The organism is Pseudomonas sp. NUPR-001 (assembly GCF_052147955.1).
Taxonomy (GTDB): Bacteria; Pseudomonadota; Gammaproteobacteria; order Pseudomonadales; family Pseudomonadaceae; genus Aquipseudomonas.
In genome coordinates this window covers 3,093,114-3,108,957 of the sequence record NZ_CP197353.1, presented here as the reverse complement: position 1 = coordinate 3,108,957, position 15,844 = coordinate 3,093,114, and the positions used below count along the sequence as shown (strand labels likewise).

The 15,844-nt window shown below is 62.2% G+C and carries 11 protein-coding genes and 1 riboswitch; of the genes, 5 read left to right on the top strand and 6 right to left on the bottom strand.

The genetic code is table 11. The features are described 5' to 3' along the window. The first annotated feature begins 39 nt into the window (after positions 1–39). Positions 40–2,124 carry a putative bifunctional diguanylate cyclase/phosphodiesterase gene (locus tag ACP6KB_RS14015; protein WP_442107376.1) on the top strand — a complete coding sequence of 695 codons (2,085 nt, stop codon included), beginning with the start codon at positions 40–42 and terminating at the stop codon, positions 2,122–2,124. Positions 2,125–2,126: 2 nt separating this feature from the next. On the opposite strand, the gene ACP6KB_RS14010 is transcribed toward ACP6KB_RS14015, so the two are convergent. Further along, positions 2,127–2,387 (bottom strand): DUF1652 domain-containing protein, encoded by a 261-nt coding sequence (locus ACP6KB_RS14010; RefSeq protein ID WP_442107374.1) that lies wholly within the window; start codon positions 2,385–2,387, stop codon positions 2,127–2,129. 320 nt (positions 2,388–2,707) lie between these two features. Here ACP6KB_RS14010 and ACP6KB_RS14005 point away from each other — a divergent pair, with 320 nt between their 5' ends. Further along, entirely contained in the window at positions 2,708–3,919 is a 1,212-nt protein-coding gene (locus ACP6KB_RS14005; protein WP_442107372.1) for a pyridoxal phosphate-dependent aminotransferase, read from the top strand. Here the strand turns inward: ACP6KB_RS14005 and ACP6KB_RS14000 are convergent. After that, entirely contained in the window at positions 3,891–4,538 is a 648-nt protein-coding gene (locus ACP6KB_RS14000; RefSeq protein WP_442107370.1) for a DUF1345 domain-containing protein, read from the bottom strand. The two genes, ACP6KB_RS14005 and ACP6KB_RS14000, sit on opposite strands and share 29 nt — an antisense overlap. A 175-nt stretch (positions 4,539–4,713) precedes the next feature. Here ACP6KB_RS14000 and ACP6KB_RS13995 point away from each other — a divergent pair, with 175 nt between their 5' ends. Continuing rightward, positions 4,714–5,676: a site-specific integrase gene (locus ACP6KB_RS13995; protein WP_442107368.1), complete on the top strand. Its 963-nt coding sequence runs from the start codon at positions 4,714–4,716 to the stop codon at positions 5,674–5,676. 93 nt (positions 5,677–5,769) lie between these two features. Here ACP6KB_RS13995 and tenA read toward each other — a convergent pair whose 3' ends face one another. From tenA to gspG, 4 genes are all read right to left on the bottom strand, one after another. Beyond that, positions 5,770–6,429, bottom strand: a complete 660-nt coding sequence (gene tenA / locus ACP6KB_RS13990; RefSeq protein WP_442107366.1) for a thiaminase II — start codon at positions 6,427–6,429, stop codon at positions 5,770–5,772. Positions 6,430–6,432: 3 nt separating this feature from the next. Beyond that, on the bottom strand, positions 6,433–7,080 hold the full coding sequence (locus ACP6KB_RS13985; protein WP_442107364.1) for a TenA family protein: 648 nt from the start codon (positions 7,078–7,080) through the stop codon (positions 6,433–6,435). 79 nt (positions 7,081–7,159) lie between these two features. Then, positions 7,160–7,274: riboswitch (TPP riboswitch) on the bottom strand. Positions 7,275–7,335: 61 nt separating this feature from the next. After that, positions 7,336–8,523 (bottom strand): type II secretion system F family protein, encoded by a 1,188-nt coding sequence (locus tag ACP6KB_RS13980; protein WP_442107362.1) that lies wholly within the window; start codon positions 8,521–8,523, stop codon positions 7,336–7,338. Positions 8,524–8,538: 15 nt separating this feature from the next. Beyond that, positions 8,539–8,961, bottom strand: coding sequence for a type II secretion system major pseudopilin GspG (gspG, locus tag ACP6KB_RS13975; RefSeq protein WP_442107360.1), 423 nt, complete (start codon positions 8,959–8,961; stop codon positions 8,539–8,541). A 177-nt stretch (positions 8,962–9,138) separates the two neighbouring features. Between gspG and ACP6KB_RS13970 the strand changes: the two genes are divergently transcribed. Together ACP6KB_RS13970 and mnxG are read left to right on the top strand one after the other, a co-directional pair. Then, complete coding sequence (locus tag ACP6KB_RS13970) at positions 9,139–9,744, top strand: lytic transglycosylase domain-containing protein (protein ID WP_442107358.1); 606 nt, start codon at positions 9,139–9,141, stop codon at positions 9,742–9,744. A 218-nt stretch (positions 9,745–9,962) separates the two neighbouring features. Continuing rightward, positions 9,963–15,833, top strand: a complete 5,871-nt coding sequence (mnxG, locus tag ACP6KB_RS13965; RefSeq protein ID WP_442107356.1) for a manganese-oxidizing multicopper oxidase MnxG — start codon at positions 9,963–9,965, stop codon at positions 15,831–15,833. Positions 15,834–15,844 lie beyond the last annotated feature (11 nt).

Sequence of the window (15,844 nt, the reverse complement as noted above, 5' to 3'; positions counted from 1 at the left end):
GCCGCTTCGGTGCCCGGTTTCAAGCTTGTGGAACGCCAAATGCTGATCGGTAGTTATTCCTCCTCGCTGGTATTGATCTCGCTGTGCGTGGCCATCCTCGCCTCGTACACCGCACTCGACTTGACCGGGCGTATTGCCACTGCCAAGGGCCGGGCGGTGTACCTGTGGATGTGTGGCGGGGCACTGGCGATGGGCTTTGGCATCTGGTCGATGCACTTTATCGGCATGCTCGCCTTCAGCTTGCCGATCCCGCTGGGTTACGACCTGACCCTGACCTTGCTTTCGCTGCTGATTGCCGGCCTGTCTTCAGGCTTTGCCCTGTGGCTGGTCAGCCAGCCAAGCCTGCCGTGGACGCAGCTGGGTCTGGGCGCGCTGATCATGGGGGCAGGGATCAGCAGCATGCATTACACCGGCATGGCCGCGCTGCTGATGCAACCGGGTATCGAATACGACCCCTGGCTGTTCAGTTTGTCATTGCTGATTGCTGTGGGTGCTTCGGCGGCGGCCTTGTGGATTGCCTTCCGACTGCGCCAGCAAACGCTTTACGTCCGGCAGATCCGCGGGCTGGCGGCGATTGTCATGGGGGTGGCAATCGTTGGCATGCACTACACCGGCATGGCGGCGGCAAACTTCCCGGAAGGCAGTTTCTGCGGGGCGATGGGCAATGGCCTCAGTGGCAATAACCTCGATTACCTGGTGTTGATCACTACCCTGGCGGTACTGGCCGTGGCGTTGCTGACCTCGGTGCTGGATGCGCGCCTGGAAGCGCGCACTGCTGAACTGGCCAATTCATTGACCCGGGCCAACCAGGAACTGACCCAACTGGCCTTGCACGACACCCTGACCGGCCTGCCGAACCGCACCTTGCTGGCTGACCGCATCGACCAGGCGATCAACAAGGTCACCGAGCAGGGCGGTTGCTTTGCGCTGATGTTCATCGACCTCGACGGCTTCAAGCCAGTCAACGACGCCTTTGGTCATCACATGGGCGACATGTTGCTCAAGGAAGTGGCGGCCCGCCTGCGTGGCCACTTGCACAGCCAGGACACCCTGGCGCGCATCGGTGGCGATGAATTTGTCTTGCTGGTGGACATGCAAGACGCGGCCGATGCCCTGGGGGTGGCTGCCAAACAGGTCAACCTGATCTCACGTGCGTTCCGCGTTGCCGAGCAAAACCTGCAGATCTCGGCCAGTATCGGCATCGTCCTGTACCCGGGTAATGGCAGCGACCAACACGAACTGCTGCGTAATGCCGATGCGGCGATGTACCACGCCAAGAGCGCCGGCAAGAACGGCTACAGCTTCTTCGACGTGTCGATGAACAGCAACGCGCGTTTGCAGTTGCAGCTGCTGCAAGACCTGCGCATCGCCCTGGAAGACAACCAGTTCTGCCTGTTCTATCAACCCAAGTTCGACGCCCAGGATATCCAGCCGATCGGCGCCGAGGCACTGCTGCGCTGGCAGCACCCGCAGCATGGCTTGCTGCTGCCTGACCGTTTCATCGCCCTGGCGGAAAAAACCGGGCTGATCATTCCAATCGGCGAATGGGTGCTGGACGAAGCCTGTCGGCAGATGCGCGTGTGGATTGATCAGGGCTACAGCAATTGGCGCATAGCCGTGAATCTGTCGGCGATCCAGTTCTGCCACAGCGGGCTGGTCGACAGCGTCGCCAAGGTGCTGGCGCGTCATCAGTTGCCGCCTAACAGCCTGACCCTGGAAATCACTGAAACCACCGCCATGCATGATGCCGACGCCAGCATGGCGGTATTGCAGCAGCTTTCGGACATGGGCGTGGACCTGTCGATTGACGACTTCGGCACCGGTTATTCGAGCCTGATGTACCTCAAGCGTCTGCCCGCCAATGAGTTGAAAATCGACCGTGGCTTTGTTCGCGAACTGGAGCAGGACAGCGACGATGCCGCCATCGTTTCGGCCATCGTCGCGCTAGGCCAGGCCTTGGGTTTGCGCATCGTTGCCGAAGGGGTGGAAACCGACCGGCAACAGAACTTCCTCACCCGCCTGGGGTGTGATTCGTTGCAAGGCTACCTGCTCGGCCAGCCCATGCCGGCCGAGCGCTTCATCGCCGATATCGAGCGCGCACGCCAGGCTGCAGAGGTCAGCTGAGGTCAGCCTGCAGCGCGCAGGTTACAGGAGGGCTCGAAGCTGTCGAGTCTGGCTTCGACGGCTTCGATGATCCGTTCGACATCGGCAGCGGCCATCAGCGTGGCACAGGGAATCCCGGCGATGGCCAGCAGGGTTTCACCCGTGGCCCGGTCAAACAAGCGGGCAACCATTGTGCGCGGAGCATCCATGCTGGCTTCAAAGCCCAATGGATGAAAATACCAGCGCATCACCTGGCAGGCGTTGGGAAACGTCAGTGTGTTCATTCCGGCCTCCTTGTAGCGATGAACAACAGGGTGAGCGGATAGAGCTGTACTTTCAGGTCCGGTTGACCTGGCGGGAGTCCTAAACATAGCACCGCAATCGCCAGTGTCTGCCCGTGTGATGACAGTTTTTTGATGCATTTTCCTCCGTGCTGTCTGCCGGTGTCGGGCCTGATCAGCACAACTGAAATCGGCAAACGTTTGCCCGCGACGTTTGCTCGATAGGGGCATCGCCGGTCTGCTATTTTTACCGGCAGTCGGCCCGGATGCTCGCCTGGGACTTTCAGACCAATGGCGCCCCAGGATCAGTCAAGGAGACTGCCATGCGATATTCCACGCTCACCCAACGTATTGCCGGTGACGGTGCTGCGGCCTGGAACATTCACTACCGCGCGCTCGAATTGCAGGCGCAGGGGCGTGAGGTGTTTTTGTTGTCGATCGGCGACCCGGATTTCGATACCCCGGCACCCATTGTCCAGGCCGCGATAGACAGCCTGCGCGCGGGCAACACGCATTATTCCGATGTGCGTGGCAGCCTGGGTTTGCGTCAGGCGATCGCCCGCTGGCATAGGCGACACAGCGGCCAGGTGGTCGACCCGCACGAGGTGGTGGTACTGGCCGGGGCGCAATGCGCGCTGTATGGCGTGGCGCAGTGCCTGTTCGATGCGGGCGACGAGGTGCTTGTCGCCGAGCCGATGTACGTCACCTACGAAGCGGTGTTCGGCGCCTGCGCCGCCAGGCTGGTGCCGGTGCCGGTACGCCCGGAAAACGGTTTTCGTGTCGACCCGGCAGACGTCGCCGCGCGCCTGACACCAAGGACTCGCGCACTGTTGATCAACAGCCCGCATAACCCTTCCGGCGCCAGTCTTTCCCGGGACACCTGGGAACGCCTGGCGCAGCTGTGTATCGCGCATGACCTGTGGCTGATTTCTGATGAGGTGTACAGCGAACTGCTGTACGAAGGCGAGCACTTCAGCCCGGCGAGCTTGCCGGGTATGGCCGCGCGCTGCGCGACCATCAATAGTCTGTCCAAGTCCCACGCCATGTCGGGTTGGCGCGTCGGCTGGGTGATTGGCCCGCCAGCCTTGTGCGAACACCTGAGCAACCTGGCGCTTTGCATGCTCTACGGTCTTCCGGACTTCATCCTCGATGCCGCGCAGGTGGCGCTGGAGCACGACTTGCCGCAGGTTCGGCACATGCGTGAAACCTACCGCGAACGGCGTGACCGCGTGTGCGCAAGCCTGGCCGGTTGCCCCGGCATCAGCGTGCACCGGCCTGACGGCGGGATGTTCGTGATGGTTGATATCCGCGCAACCGGCCTGGGCGCCCAGGCCTTTGCCGAGCGCCTGCTGGAAGAGCATGGCGTGTCGGTACTGGCTGGCGACGCCTTCGGTCCCAGTGCGGCAGGGCACTTGCGTTTGGGCCTGGTGCTCGACAGCGAGCGTTTGCAACGGGCTTGCGAACGCATTGCCCGTTGTGCGGCGCAGGTGCTCGATGGCCATGATTTCAGTGGATCAGGGCAGCCGCCATATTGATGGTGAAGCCCAGAATCGCCGTGTTGAAGACAAAACCGACCAGCGAGTGGGCGAGCACCACACGGCGCATTTCCCGCCCGGCCACGCCGACATCGGAGGTTTGTACCGCCACGCTGAGGGTGAACGAGAAGTAGTGAAAGTCCCAGTAGTCCGGGTGCCGCTCGCCGTCGCTGAAGCGCAGCAGCGGCTTATCCGCCTCGGCGGTGTAGAACAGGTGGGCGTAGTGCAGGCTGAAAATGGCCCCGATCAGCAGCCAGGAGCCGGCCACGGTAAAGCCGGTGAAGGCATATTGCAGGGCGGTAGGGCCTTGCGCCAGCTGGGCGCCGGCGGCCAACTGTAGAATCACTGCCACCAGGCTGGCGATGGCAGCGATGCTGACCGTGAACAACACCAGCCCGGCGTTTTCGTCTTCGATGCTGGCGACTTTGCGAACCTTGTCTGCATTGGCACCGAGTGTCAGCCACAAAATCAATAGCAGATAAAGCCAGACACCGGTGTTCCAGCCGATCAGTACATGCTCGACCCAGCCGTTGGCCGGCAGCAGCCAGGCGCTGAGGGCGCCGAGCAGGGTGGCGACGGTCAGGCGTGGGTGACTACGGGTCAATCGATGAAAAGCCATACGCGCTCGGGGTGCAAAGGTATTGAGCAACTGTAGTCGCTGACTGCTGCCAGGGCATCTTTAAGCTGCCACTGGCATGGCCATCATCCTGCCCTCAATCGATTCCAACGTGGGGGATGAGGTATTATGCGCGGGCGTATCAGGTCTGAGTGGCTTGCCAATCAATGGCCTGGTGATGAAACGGGCTTTATCGGCCCAAGCTCCGCTTTACAGGATTTCCGGTTTGTCCGATTCACTGCACAACCCCTTGTTGCAATACCTCGCGCGTCTGGCGCCGTCCAGTCAGCTGACCATGAAGTACATCCTCCAGGACGCCGCTGATCGCCTGGGCTTCGAGGATTGCGACATTGCCGAGGTGCCGTGGCACCAGCTCGAACCCGGCCATGTCACGGCGCTGGTGGCTGCCTTGCGCACCGATGGTTATGCCCCCAATACGTCTTCGTTGTATGTCAACGCGGTGCGGGGAGTGATGAACGAAGCCTGGCGCCTGGGGTTGATCAGCCAGGATCAACTGCTGCGCATCCGTAGCGTCAAGCCGGCGCAGGGCACGCGCTTGCCTGCCGGGCGCAACCTCAAGCGCAGCTTGATCCGTGAACTGATGGATGCCTGTGCGGCAGACCCGCGGCCGCAAGGGCTGCGCGACGCGGCGGTAATTGCCTTGCTGTACGGTACCGGCATGCGTAAATCAGAGTCGGTCAACCTTGACCTCAACCAGGTTGATTTCAATGAGCGCAGCCTGCAGGTGCTGGGCAAAGGCAACAAACAGCTGATCAAGTACGCACCGACCTGGGCCTTCGAAAAACTCAACGCCTGGTTAGCGTTTCGCCGTGAGCAACTGCCCGAAGGGCAGGCTGATGATGACTTCCTGTTCAATCGCATCCGCCGTGGCAGCCACATTACCCGCGAGCGCATCACCAAACATGCGATCTACTACATTGCCCGCCAGCGTGGCACCCAGGTGGGGGTAAAAATCATGCCCCACGATTTTCGCCGCTCGTTCATCACCCGAGTTATTGAAGAGCACGACCTGTCGATTGCGCAGAAGCTGGCGCACCACTCCAACATCCAGACCACCGCCAACTACGACCGGCGTGACGACAACGAGCGGCGCCGGGCGGTGGATCGCTACGACTATTGAATCAAACGCCTGTAGGAGCGGGCTTGCCCCGCGATACGATGTAACTGACACACCGCAATCGCGGGGCAAGCCCGCTCCCACCATCGCTAAGCGTCAGGCCGCATCCAGGCCCATCTGCCAGAAATCCGCTTCCAGGCGCGAGGCTTGGGCGAACACTTTCACCAGTTCTTCGAAGCGCCGCTCGGTCATGGTCCGTGCCGCCAGGTCATCCAGATGCGCACGGGCCGCCGTCGCCACACCCTGGTAGCCGGCACCGGCGTATTCGGCAATCCAGTCACGGTACGGATGATCCGCCAGCGCTTCGACGCCATCGGGGGTCAGGTTGCGACCAATCTCGGCGTAACCAATGACACATGGCGCCAAGGCTACGTGCAGATCAAGCAGATCACCGGCCGCGCCGCAATCCAGCACAAAGCGGGTGTAGGCCACGGTGGCCTGGTGCTCCGGCGTTGCCGCCAGTTCCTCGCGCGACAAGCCCCAGCGCTGACACAGACGCACATGCAGCTCGGTTTCATCGAGAATCGCCGCCAACCCGGCCTGGGCAGCGCGGATGTCGTCGAGGGTGCGGCTCTTGTACGCCGCCAGTGCCCAGGAGCGGGCGAACTGAATCAGGAATAGATAATCCTGTACCAGGTAGTTGCGAAACGCCGGTTGGGCGAGGGTGCCTGCGCCCATCTGGCGAACGAAGGCGTGATCGACGTAGCTGTTCCAGTCGCTGCTGGCGGCCTGTTTCAGGCGTTCGAAGATGTCCATGAGTTACCCCTTGATGTCGTAGGCCGCGTCGAAAAAGTCCTGCTCCAACGCCACGGCACGCAGGAAGAAGTCGCTGCTGATCTGCGCGTGCGCCGGGCCGACTCGATCGAGCTCGGCGCGCAGGAAGGCGACGAAGTCCTGAAAGTCCGGGTTGTCGTGCAGGGTGATCCACTCGGCATGTTCGAAACGTGGCGGCAGTGGTTTTGTCGCCCGCAGCGCCCAGTCCAGGTACAGCCCTTCGGCAACGTTGAGCACCGCCAGGGCGGCAGCATAAGAGCGGGTTGCGGCAGCTTCGCGCATGAGTGCCTTGAAACCCGCGGTCGGTACCGAGTCGGGTGCTTCCAGACGCTGCGCTTCACTAACCCCCAGGGCCTCGAACGCGCGCAGGAAATAGGTATTTTCTTCACCCGAGATCGCTCCGGTGAAACGCCCCAGACGAATACGAGCGTCGAAGCTGTCGGCACTGGCAATCGCCGCCCCCAGCAAGGCCAGGAAGGCGTCGATGAAGCGGTGGTCCTGAATCAGGTAGTTGACCAGCACGGCATCGTCGAGGGTGCCGTCGAGCAGTTCGTTGACGAAACGGTGCTCGATCGATTGCGTCCAGCGCGGTTCGCTCTGGCGGCGGAGGGCTTCGGTGAAACGTTCGGTCATGGTGCTGTCCTTGAAGTGGGCGACAGCGAGACCAGGCAAATCAGACATCGGCGGCCTCGCAGTGAGACCGGCAAAAAGGCAGGTTGGCAATCCCCATCCCTTCGCCGGCATGATCCGGATCAGGTTCGAAGGGTCACCGCGCTGCAGCTGTCAGCGGTTTCTCAGCCCGTTGCCGGGCTCCCCTTGGTGGCCGAATCTATACAGCAAGCGCGCAGGATTGTCACGTTGCACAGCGCAAGGCGGGTATTCAAAGCGCTAGTGAATACTGGAGGCCAGTTCGAAAATCGGCATGTACATCAGGATCACGATCAGGCCGATCAGCAGGCCGATAAAGGTCATTAGCAAAGGCTCGAACAAACGCACGAACCACTCGATCCAGCGGCTGATTTCTTCGTCATAGAAGTCGGCGCTGCGCTCCATCATCTGCCCGAGGTTGCCCGACTGTTCACCGGCGCGCAGCAGGCGCAGTGACACTGGCGTCACTAACTGCCCGGCTTCCAGCGCGGCAGACAACGAAAGCCCTTCGCGGACCCGCTCGCAAGCGCATTCCAGGCGCTGTTTGGCGGCGGCGCCGAGCAGCCCGCGGGCCATTTCCATGGCGGTCAGAATCGGAATGCCGCCTTGCAGCAGAATCCCCAGCGAGCGGTAGAAGCGCGCCAGTTCATACATCACCAGTCGCCGGTGCAGAGCGGGCAGACGCTCCAGCTGGCGGTTCAGCCAGCGGCGTACCCGAGGGTCGCGGCGCAGCACGAACAGGCTGCAGATCAAGCCAAGAAAGCCCAGCCCCATGGGTGCCTGGTTGGCATGCAAGAACATCCCGGCCTGCATCAGCCAGCGCGACAACCACGGCAGTTCGGTGCCCAGGCCTTCGAACACCAGGCTGAAACGCGGCACCACATAGCCGAGCAAAAACAGCACCACGCCACCCCCGACCAGTAACAGCAGCAAGGGGTAGATCGAGGCGCTGACGATCTTCTGCCGGACTTCGTCCATGCGCTGGCGGTAAGCCACATAGCGCCCCAGGGCATCGCCCAGGGCGCCGGTTTTCTCGCTCGATTGCACCAGGGCGATATACAACGCCGGGAACACACTGGGTAACTGGCCCAAGGCCTGGGAGAACGATTTGCCTTCATAGAGCAGGCGCACCAGTTCGCTCAGGGTCTTGCGAGCCTGCGGCGCGGCTTCTTTCTCAGCCAGGCTTTCCAGTGCGTCGATCAGCGGCAGGCCGGCATTGAGCAGGGTGGTCAGTTCCTGGCTGAACAGCACCAGGTCAAAGGTTTCCGCCCGCCGCCAGCGCAGGCGGGTAAAGCGCTCGCAGTTACGCACGCTGACCACCCGCAAGCCTTGTTGCTCGGCTTGCAGGCGGGCTTGCCCGGCGTCCTGGGCGTCGAGCGTCAGCAACACCACCCCGGATTTCCCCAATGCCTTGAGCTCGTAGCGCATGTGCTGATCCTCTGCTTACTGCCAGCTGGTGACCTCGGCGTTTTCACCTTCGCCGCCAGGTTGACCGTCTTTGCCCATGGAGAGCAGGTCGTACTCGCCGTTTTCACCCGGTTGGCGGTAGATGTAATTGCGCCCCCACGGGTCTTGCGGAACCTTCTTCTGCAGATACGGGCCCGACCAGCGTGACTCGTCACTGGGGGCGCTCACCAGCGCCTGCAGGCCTTGCTCGGAACTGGGGTAATGCCCCACCTCCAGGCGGTACAGGTCCAGGGCCTTGCTCAGGCCTTCAATCTGCGCTCGGGCCACTTTCGCCTCCGAGCGCCCCAGCTGGCTGAAGTACTTGGGGGCGACGATACCGGCGAGCAGCCCCAGTACCACCAACACCACCAGCAGTTCGAGCAGGGTGAATCCCTGTTGCGCGAGTTTTTTTTTATTCATGACCAGGCCCTCCATCGTACGCCTGCAAGGGCTTATGCAATTGCCGTGCGCGTCTGTGGCAAGCCTTTGCGCCACGGGCCCGGCAAGGCGGCACAGTGCTTGCGTCAGTGGATAAAAGCCTCGGCAATCGGGGCATATGCCCCACTTTTCGGGGAATGCAACGGGGAGGGTGGCAACATGCACTGGCTCACTGCAGGAATGTTTATCTGGTTCGCCTGGACGCATCCGGTTCAGGCCGATGTGTTCATCTCTATCAAGGCCGACGGCAGCTACGTGCTGTCCAACGTCCACCGTCCCGGCCGCACCTATCAACGGGTGATCAGCGAAGCGACCACCAGCGTGGCCAGTAGCGACCAGGCGCAGTTGATCACCGGCATGCCGTATGCCGAGCTGGTGGCTGAGGCGGCCGAAGCCAACGACTTGCCGGCGGCGCTGCTGCATGCGGTGATTCAGGCCGAGTCGCGCTACAACCCCAATGCCCGGTCACCCAGCGGCGCGGTCGGCTTGATGCAACTGATGCCCGACACGGCACGCGAATTGGGGGTCAAGAACTCACTGGACCCAGCGTCCAACCTGCAGGGTGGTGCGCGCTACCTCAAACGCATGCTCACGCTGTTCGACAACGACATCACCCTGGCGGTGGCCGCTTATAACGCAGGCCCCGATGCGGTGATGCGCCGTGGGCGGGTCGTGCCGCCGTACGCCGAAACGCAACGCTATGTGCCGAAAGTGCTGCGCCAATACCGGCGCCTGCAGGGCCTGGCCATGGATGCCCCCCTGTAGGAGCGGGCTTGCCCCGCGATTGCTGTGTGTCAGTGACGCAGCATCGCGGGGCAAGCCCGCTCCTACAGGCAACCCCCGAATAGTGGGGAATAACGGGGAATAAGCCCCAATTGAGATTCATTCGCTGCGGGATGTTGTTGATAAACAAGAACAAAAAAGAATGGCATGAGGCTTGCTGAAGCCTCTTCAGAGTCCACTTGCACCACCTGAGGCACGCCATGAAGACTCCGATCAAAGGCTCAGTCCTGACTTCATTGCTGTTCACTGCCGCCACCTTTGGCTGGCAATCAGACAGCGAAGCTGCCGTGCGCTGCGAGCGCAATCTGGTAGCCAACGTGGTGGCGCTGGATCAGCCACTGATGTTCAACCGCCTCGGCGCTCAGAATGCCAACGGCATGATGTTCGCCCTGCGCCGCGACGTGGTGGATGACAAGCAAGTGTCGCTGGACCACGGCGGTGCCGCGGTACCGGGCAAGGTCACGTTGCGCCCGGACAAGCGTCCGCGGCCGATCGTGCTGCGGGTTGCGGCAGGCGACTGCCTGACGGTGAACCTGCAAAACCTGTTGGCCTACCAGGCCAACCCGAACAAGCACGGCATTGACCACGAAGAAGAAAACGAAGGCGAAGAGAACGAGGCCGAAGAGAACGAAGGCGCCGAAGGTAATGAACAGGGTGGTGAGCATGGCTTTGTCGTCGATGACCAGGTGACCGACCGTCATGTCGGCTTTCAGGTCAACGGCCTGCAGGCGGTCAACAACATTGGTGATATTGCTGCCAATAGCGGGCGCAATGGCAACTTCCTGATTGCCCCGGGCGGTAGCCGCAGCTACACCCTGTACGCCGAGCGCGAAGGTGCATTTGCCGCCACCAGCCAGGGCGCTACCTTTGGCGGCCAGGGCGGTGCCGGTAACGTCGCCAACGGCCTGTTTGGCCAGGTGGTGGTGCTGCCGAAGAATGCGCGTACCTACCGCAACACCCTGACTGAAGAAGAAATGCGCCTGGCCACCACGGGCCGCGCCCCTACCGGCCAGCCGATCGTTGACTATCAGGCCCGCTATCCACAGCGCGAGCCGTGGATCCGCGAAGGCAAGGCCGGCTCGCCGATCATCGCCATGGTCGATGGCAGCGAGATCATCTCCAGTGAAACCGATGCGGTGGTCATGGGCCCTAACAGCGATGGCAGTTTTCCGGCCTCGACCTACCCGCTGGAAAGTATCGGCAAGCGTAACCCGGCGATACCCAACCGCCTGGAGCCGTTCCGCGACTTTGCCGCGCAATTCACCGATGAAGCCGCCGCCACCCAAGCGTTCCCCGGTTATTGGGCAGACCCAGTAATGGGCCATGTGCTGGAGCCGACCCGCGACTCGTTCATGATCAACTACGGTTCGGGTGGCATGGGCGCCGAAGTGGTGGCCAACCGCCTCGGTGTCGGGCCGATGCACGACTGCCTGTCGTGTGCCTATGAAGAGTTCTTCCTCAGCTCGCACACCGTGGGTGACGTGGCGATGCTGGTGGATGTACCGGCCAACGTCGGCCTGGAAAACATTCGCCCGGGGCAAACTCCCAGCGCCGACCAGGTCGGGGTCAAGGCCACCATGGCACTGTTCCCGTCAGAACCGGCCAACGTCAACCACAGCTACATCGGCGACTTCGTCAAATTCCGCAACACGCACAATGGCCACGAACAGCACATCTTTCACTTGCACGGCCATCAGTGGTTGTTCAACCCCAACGACGACAATTCTGACTACGTCGATGCCCAGGGCATTGGCCCGGGTGTGGGCTACACCTACGAAATCGCCAACGGTGGCTCGGGCAACCGCAACCGCGTAGCCGGTGATGCCATCTATCACTGCCACTTCTATCCGCACTTTGCCCAAGGTATGTGGAGCATGTGGCGGGTGCATGACGTGTTCGAAGAGGGTACCCGCCTGGAAGTCTCCAGCCAGGGTGCCGATGGCTATCACAGTGAACCGTATGCCCTGCGCAGCGGCAAACCCGCTACCGGTGCGCGCGCCTTGCCAGACGGCGAAATCATCGCCGGTACTCCCATTCCCGCGATCGTGCCGCTGCCTGGCAAAGCCATGGCACCGATGCCTGGCAAAGTTGCGGTAATACCAAAACTGGCGCAAACCCTGGTGGCTGAAAACGATGATGACGAAGAAGAGGGCGACGACGACTCCGGTCATCACGACGCTGCTCCGCGCGCTGTGGGCTCGGTGGCCCTGGTGGACCGTACCGATGCCAACCGCAACGGCGACGGCAGCCTGAAAAACCCTGGTTACCCATTCTGGATCGGTGGTATTGAAAGCACTGTCGGTCAGCGCCCGCCAACTCCGCCGTTGGACATGCTTGACCCGGCCAAGGCGCAAGCACTGAAAAGCTCGGGTAATGCCTTGTGGGCCAACCTTGATCCGGGCCAGGTCGATGGCTGGGATGGTGGTTTGCCACGCCATGCCCTGGATGGTATCTCCGCCGGTGGTGCGGCCGATGTCACTACCACGGCGCTGGATTTCACCAAGCAGATCACCAAGGCCAAGGCCGTGTTCCTGCCGGAGGAGGGTACTGACGTCGAGCAAGCGGCGATGCAGTTCCACTCCAAACTCGAACACCCCAGCTATGCCGTGTTGCCGGGCAATCAGACCGTGCCCCGCAACTTCCGCACCAACGGTGCATTGCCGACGGCCGGCGCTCCGTACTTTGAACCGTGCATGGACGACCGCGCCAAGCGCCTGACCGTGGCCGCCGGCCTCGGCGAGTTTGCCAGTGGCGAGCGCCTGGATGGCATGAGCTTCACCGGCTCCTCGACCTTCACTGCCGACCACCCACGGATCTACAAGGGCGCCAACATCCAGTTCGATGCGGTGTACAACAAAGTCGGCTACCACTTCCCGCAGGCACGCATCATCGCCCTCTGGGAAGACGCTTGGCCGGTGATCAACAAACAGCGTCCACCAGAGCCGCTGGTGATGCGCATGAACACCTTCGACTGCACGATGTACCAGCACACCAACCTGATTCCATCGTTCTACGAGATGGATGACTATCAAGTGCGCACGCCGACCGACGTGATCGGCCAGCACATTCACCTGCCAAAATGGGACCTGACGGCCGCCGATGGTTCGGCCAACGGCTGGAACTACGAAGACGGCATTCTGTCACCCGGTACCGTGGTGGAACGCATCGAGGCCATTCGTGAATTCAACGAATGCACAACCGGTGATCCACGCGAAGGCAGTGCCGAGTGCCCGGTGGCCAAGTCGCACCCGTTCTTCGGTCGCTATGGCCGGGCCGACTGGCTGGGCGCGCGTACGGCGATGCAGCGCTGGTTCGCTGACCCTGTGGTCAACGTGCACAACGTCGACCGTGGCCTGGGCACCATCTTTACCCACGACCACCTTGGCCCATCGACTCACCAACAATTGGGGCTGTATGCCACTGTCTTGGCCGAGCCTGCAGGGTCGACCTGGTATCACGCGGAAACCGGCGAACAGCTGTACAACCCGGCGCTGCGTCAGGACGGTGGTCCGACCTCCTGGCAAGCGGTGGTGAAAACGGGCGACCTCGATGGCGACGGTCGTAACGACAGCTACCGTGAGTTCTTCCTGGAGTACAGCGACTTCCAGCATGCCTATGAAGCTGGGGTGTATGTGGGTGCAGGCCCTGATGGTATCCCCAATGGCCAGGCGTTCCCGGCCACTGCCGACACCTTCCGTTTCGCCATCAACCCGCCTGTACGCCAGGCTGCCTCGAACCTGCTGGAGTCGGTGGTCGAATCGCGTGGTGGCTTGTTCCCCGGCTGCCCATCGCGGCCTTGCCCGCAAGCCATATCGGTGGATGACCCTGGCATGTTTGTCGTCAACTACCGCAACGAGCCGCTGGCGCTGCGGGTCTATGACCCGAACAAAGTGGGCCCGGATGGCAAGCGCGGCATGCAGGCCGATGGCATGGGCGGCGACCTGGCGTTCGCCATGCAAAGCCGCACTGACCGTGCAATCCCGGCGATGAACCTGTCGCCAGCGCTGATCACCTCGGCGGTTGGCCCGACCGGTGGCACCACCCAGTTCCCACCGCACATCAACAAGGGCGGTGCCGAAGCAGGGGACCCGTTCACGCCGATGCTGCGTACCTACTCGGGTGACAACGTGCGTCTGCGGATGCACGCCGGTGGCCACGAAGAGGAGCACAACGTAACCCTGCACGGTGTGAAGTGGCTGCAGAACGGCTCGGGCTTCGGTAACAGCTCCAACTCGGGGTGGAAATCCTCGCAGATGGTGGGTATCTCCGAACAGCTGGGCTTTATGGCGCCGGTGTCGATGATCTCCAGCTCGTCGTCGCCTAACGGTGACTACCTGTACTCGCTCGATGCCGCCCACGAAGGTTACTGGAACGGGATCTGGGGGGTAATGCGCAACTACACCACGCAACGCAACGACCTGTTCGCCTTGCCGAACAACCCGCAACCGATGGCTGCGCGCAACACCGTGGCGTTCGACGGTATCTGCCCACGCTTCACCGCCAACCCCAACGGCATCGGTACCCGGGCAACGGTGCAACGCAGCTATGAAATAGTGGCAGCACTGGCCAACGACATCCTGGGCAATCCACTGGGGGTCAGCATCAACGACCCAAGCGGTGTCGGTCAGCACGTCGGTGGGCCGCTCAAGGCCAATGGCGGTACCCTGGTGTACAACAGCCGTCGCACCAGCATCCCGCAGGTGACGGTGACCGACCCTGAAGACGGTGAAACCTTCACCATCGGTGGTCACAGCGGTCCGTTGCATGATCCGACCGCGATCATGTACGTGCGCAAAGCCGATCTCGACCCGGTTACCGGCAAGCTCAAACCCGGCGTACCGATCGAACCGCTGGTACTGCGTGCGGCAGCAGGCGATTGCTTGAAAGTGACCCTGGAGAACCGCCTGCCGTTGGTGATGCCAGACCTGCCAAGCACCGCCGTGATGCAGAACGTGGTCAAGCGTGATCGTCAGGGCAGCGAGGGCTCCACGGCGTTCAACAACAACCTGATGCGCCCATCCAGCCACGTTGGCCTGCATGCGCAACTGCTGGCCTATGACATCACCAAGTCTGACGGTGTCAACGTCGGCCAGAACCCGGTGCAAACCGTACCGCCACGGGCCGGTAGCAGCGGTGCCTACCCAAGCAAGGTGTACCAGTACTATGCCGGGCACCTGGAGCGTGAAGGCAAACCGGTAACGCAGACCGGGCGTGCGGTGGACAACATCAACACCACCGCCATCGAGTTCGGCGGCCTCAACATCACCCCGGCCGACGTCATCAAGCAGGGGCAGAAGGGCCTGATCGGTGGCATGAGTATCGTGCCGCAAACCGCTACCTGGACCGAAGACAGTGCCAGCCGTGCCTCGGCCACCGTGCAGGTGCCCGGGCAGCCGGCCTACCGCGACTTCGCCACCCTCTGGCAGCGTTCACTGAACATGCGCTGGGCGGATGGTCGGCCGGTCGAAGGTATCGCCACGGAAGGTAATGGTGTGCCGGGCGATCCGAAAGACAACTCGAACATGGCCATCAACTACAAGACCGAGCCGCTGTGGTTCCGCTTCGGCCTGGCTCCGGATGCGCCATTCGGGCACGCCGACGGCAACGGCTGGGCCGATGTACCCAACGCCCACATGGCCTACAGCAACGCCCTGGTCGGTGGCGATCCACAAACGCCAGTGCTGTGGGCCAAGCCGGGTCAACCGTTCCGCAACCACGTGCTGATGCCGACCGGGGGGAGCCGCGGCATCACCTACCAGCTCGATGGTCACCTGTGGCCACTGCATAACTACCAGGCCGAGAAGCAGGATGTCAGCGGCTACCCAAGCAACCTGCCGGGGATCGGTTCGGTGCGCTTCGGCTTCAACCCGCAGGCGATGTTCATCGGCGCGCAGGAAAGCGTGCTGCCGGCGGCGCACTTCAGCTTCATGGTGCCCAGTGCCGGGGGCGGCAATGCTGTACCGGGCGACTACCTGTTCCGTGACTATGCTGCCTATGGCAATGCCTCGGGACTGTGGGGGCTGCTGCGGGTCACTGAAGAAGCACCACCGACTACACCGCCAGCGCAGTAAGGGTGAGGGGG

What these genes read in the sequence shown, in the direction of transcription:
- ACP6KB_RS14015 (WP_442107376.1), top strand. Translation starts at nt 40, where the DNA reads ATGCTGATCGGTAGTTATTCCTCCTCGCTGGTATTGATCTCGCTGTGC.
- ACP6KB_RS14010 (WP_442107374.1), bottom strand. Translation starts at nt 2,387, where the DNA reads ATGAACACACTGACGTTTCCCAACGCCTGCCAGGTGATGCGCTGGTAT.
- ACP6KB_RS14005 (WP_442107372.1), top strand. Translation starts at nt 2,708, where the DNA reads ATGCGATATTCCACGCTCACCCAACGTATTGCCGGTGACGGTGCTGCG.
- ACP6KB_RS14000 (WP_442107370.1), bottom strand. Translation starts at nt 4,538, where the DNA reads ATGGCTTTTCATCGATTGACCCGTAGTCACCCACGCCTGACCGTCGCC.
- ACP6KB_RS13995 (WP_442107368.1), top strand. Translation starts at nt 4,714, where the DNA reads ATGAAACGGGCTTTATCGGCCCAAGCTCCGCTTTACAGGATTTCCGGT.
- tenA (WP_442107366.1), bottom strand. Translation starts at nt 6,429, where the DNA reads ATGGACATCTTCGAACGCCTGAAACAGGCCGCCAGCAGCGACTGGAAC.
- ACP6KB_RS13985 (WP_442107364.1), bottom strand. Translation starts at nt 7,080, where the DNA reads ATGACCGAACGTTTCACCGAAGCCCTCCGCCGCCAGAGCGAACCGCGC.
- ACP6KB_RS13980 (WP_442107362.1), bottom strand. Translation starts at nt 8,523, where the DNA reads ATGCGCTACGAGCTCAAGGCATTGGGGAAATCCGGGGTGGTGTTGCTG.
- gspG (WP_442107360.1), bottom strand. Translation starts at nt 8,961, where the DNA reads ATGAATAAAAAAAAACTCGCGCAACAGGGATTCACCCTGCTCGAACTG.
- ACP6KB_RS13970 (WP_442107358.1), top strand. Translation starts at nt 9,139, where the DNA reads ATGCACTGGCTCACTGCAGGAATGTTTATCTGGTTCGCCTGGACGCAT.
- mnxG (WP_442107356.1), top strand. Translation starts at nt 9,963, where the DNA reads ATGAAGACTCCGATCAAAGGCTCAGTCCTGACTTCATTGCTGTTCACT.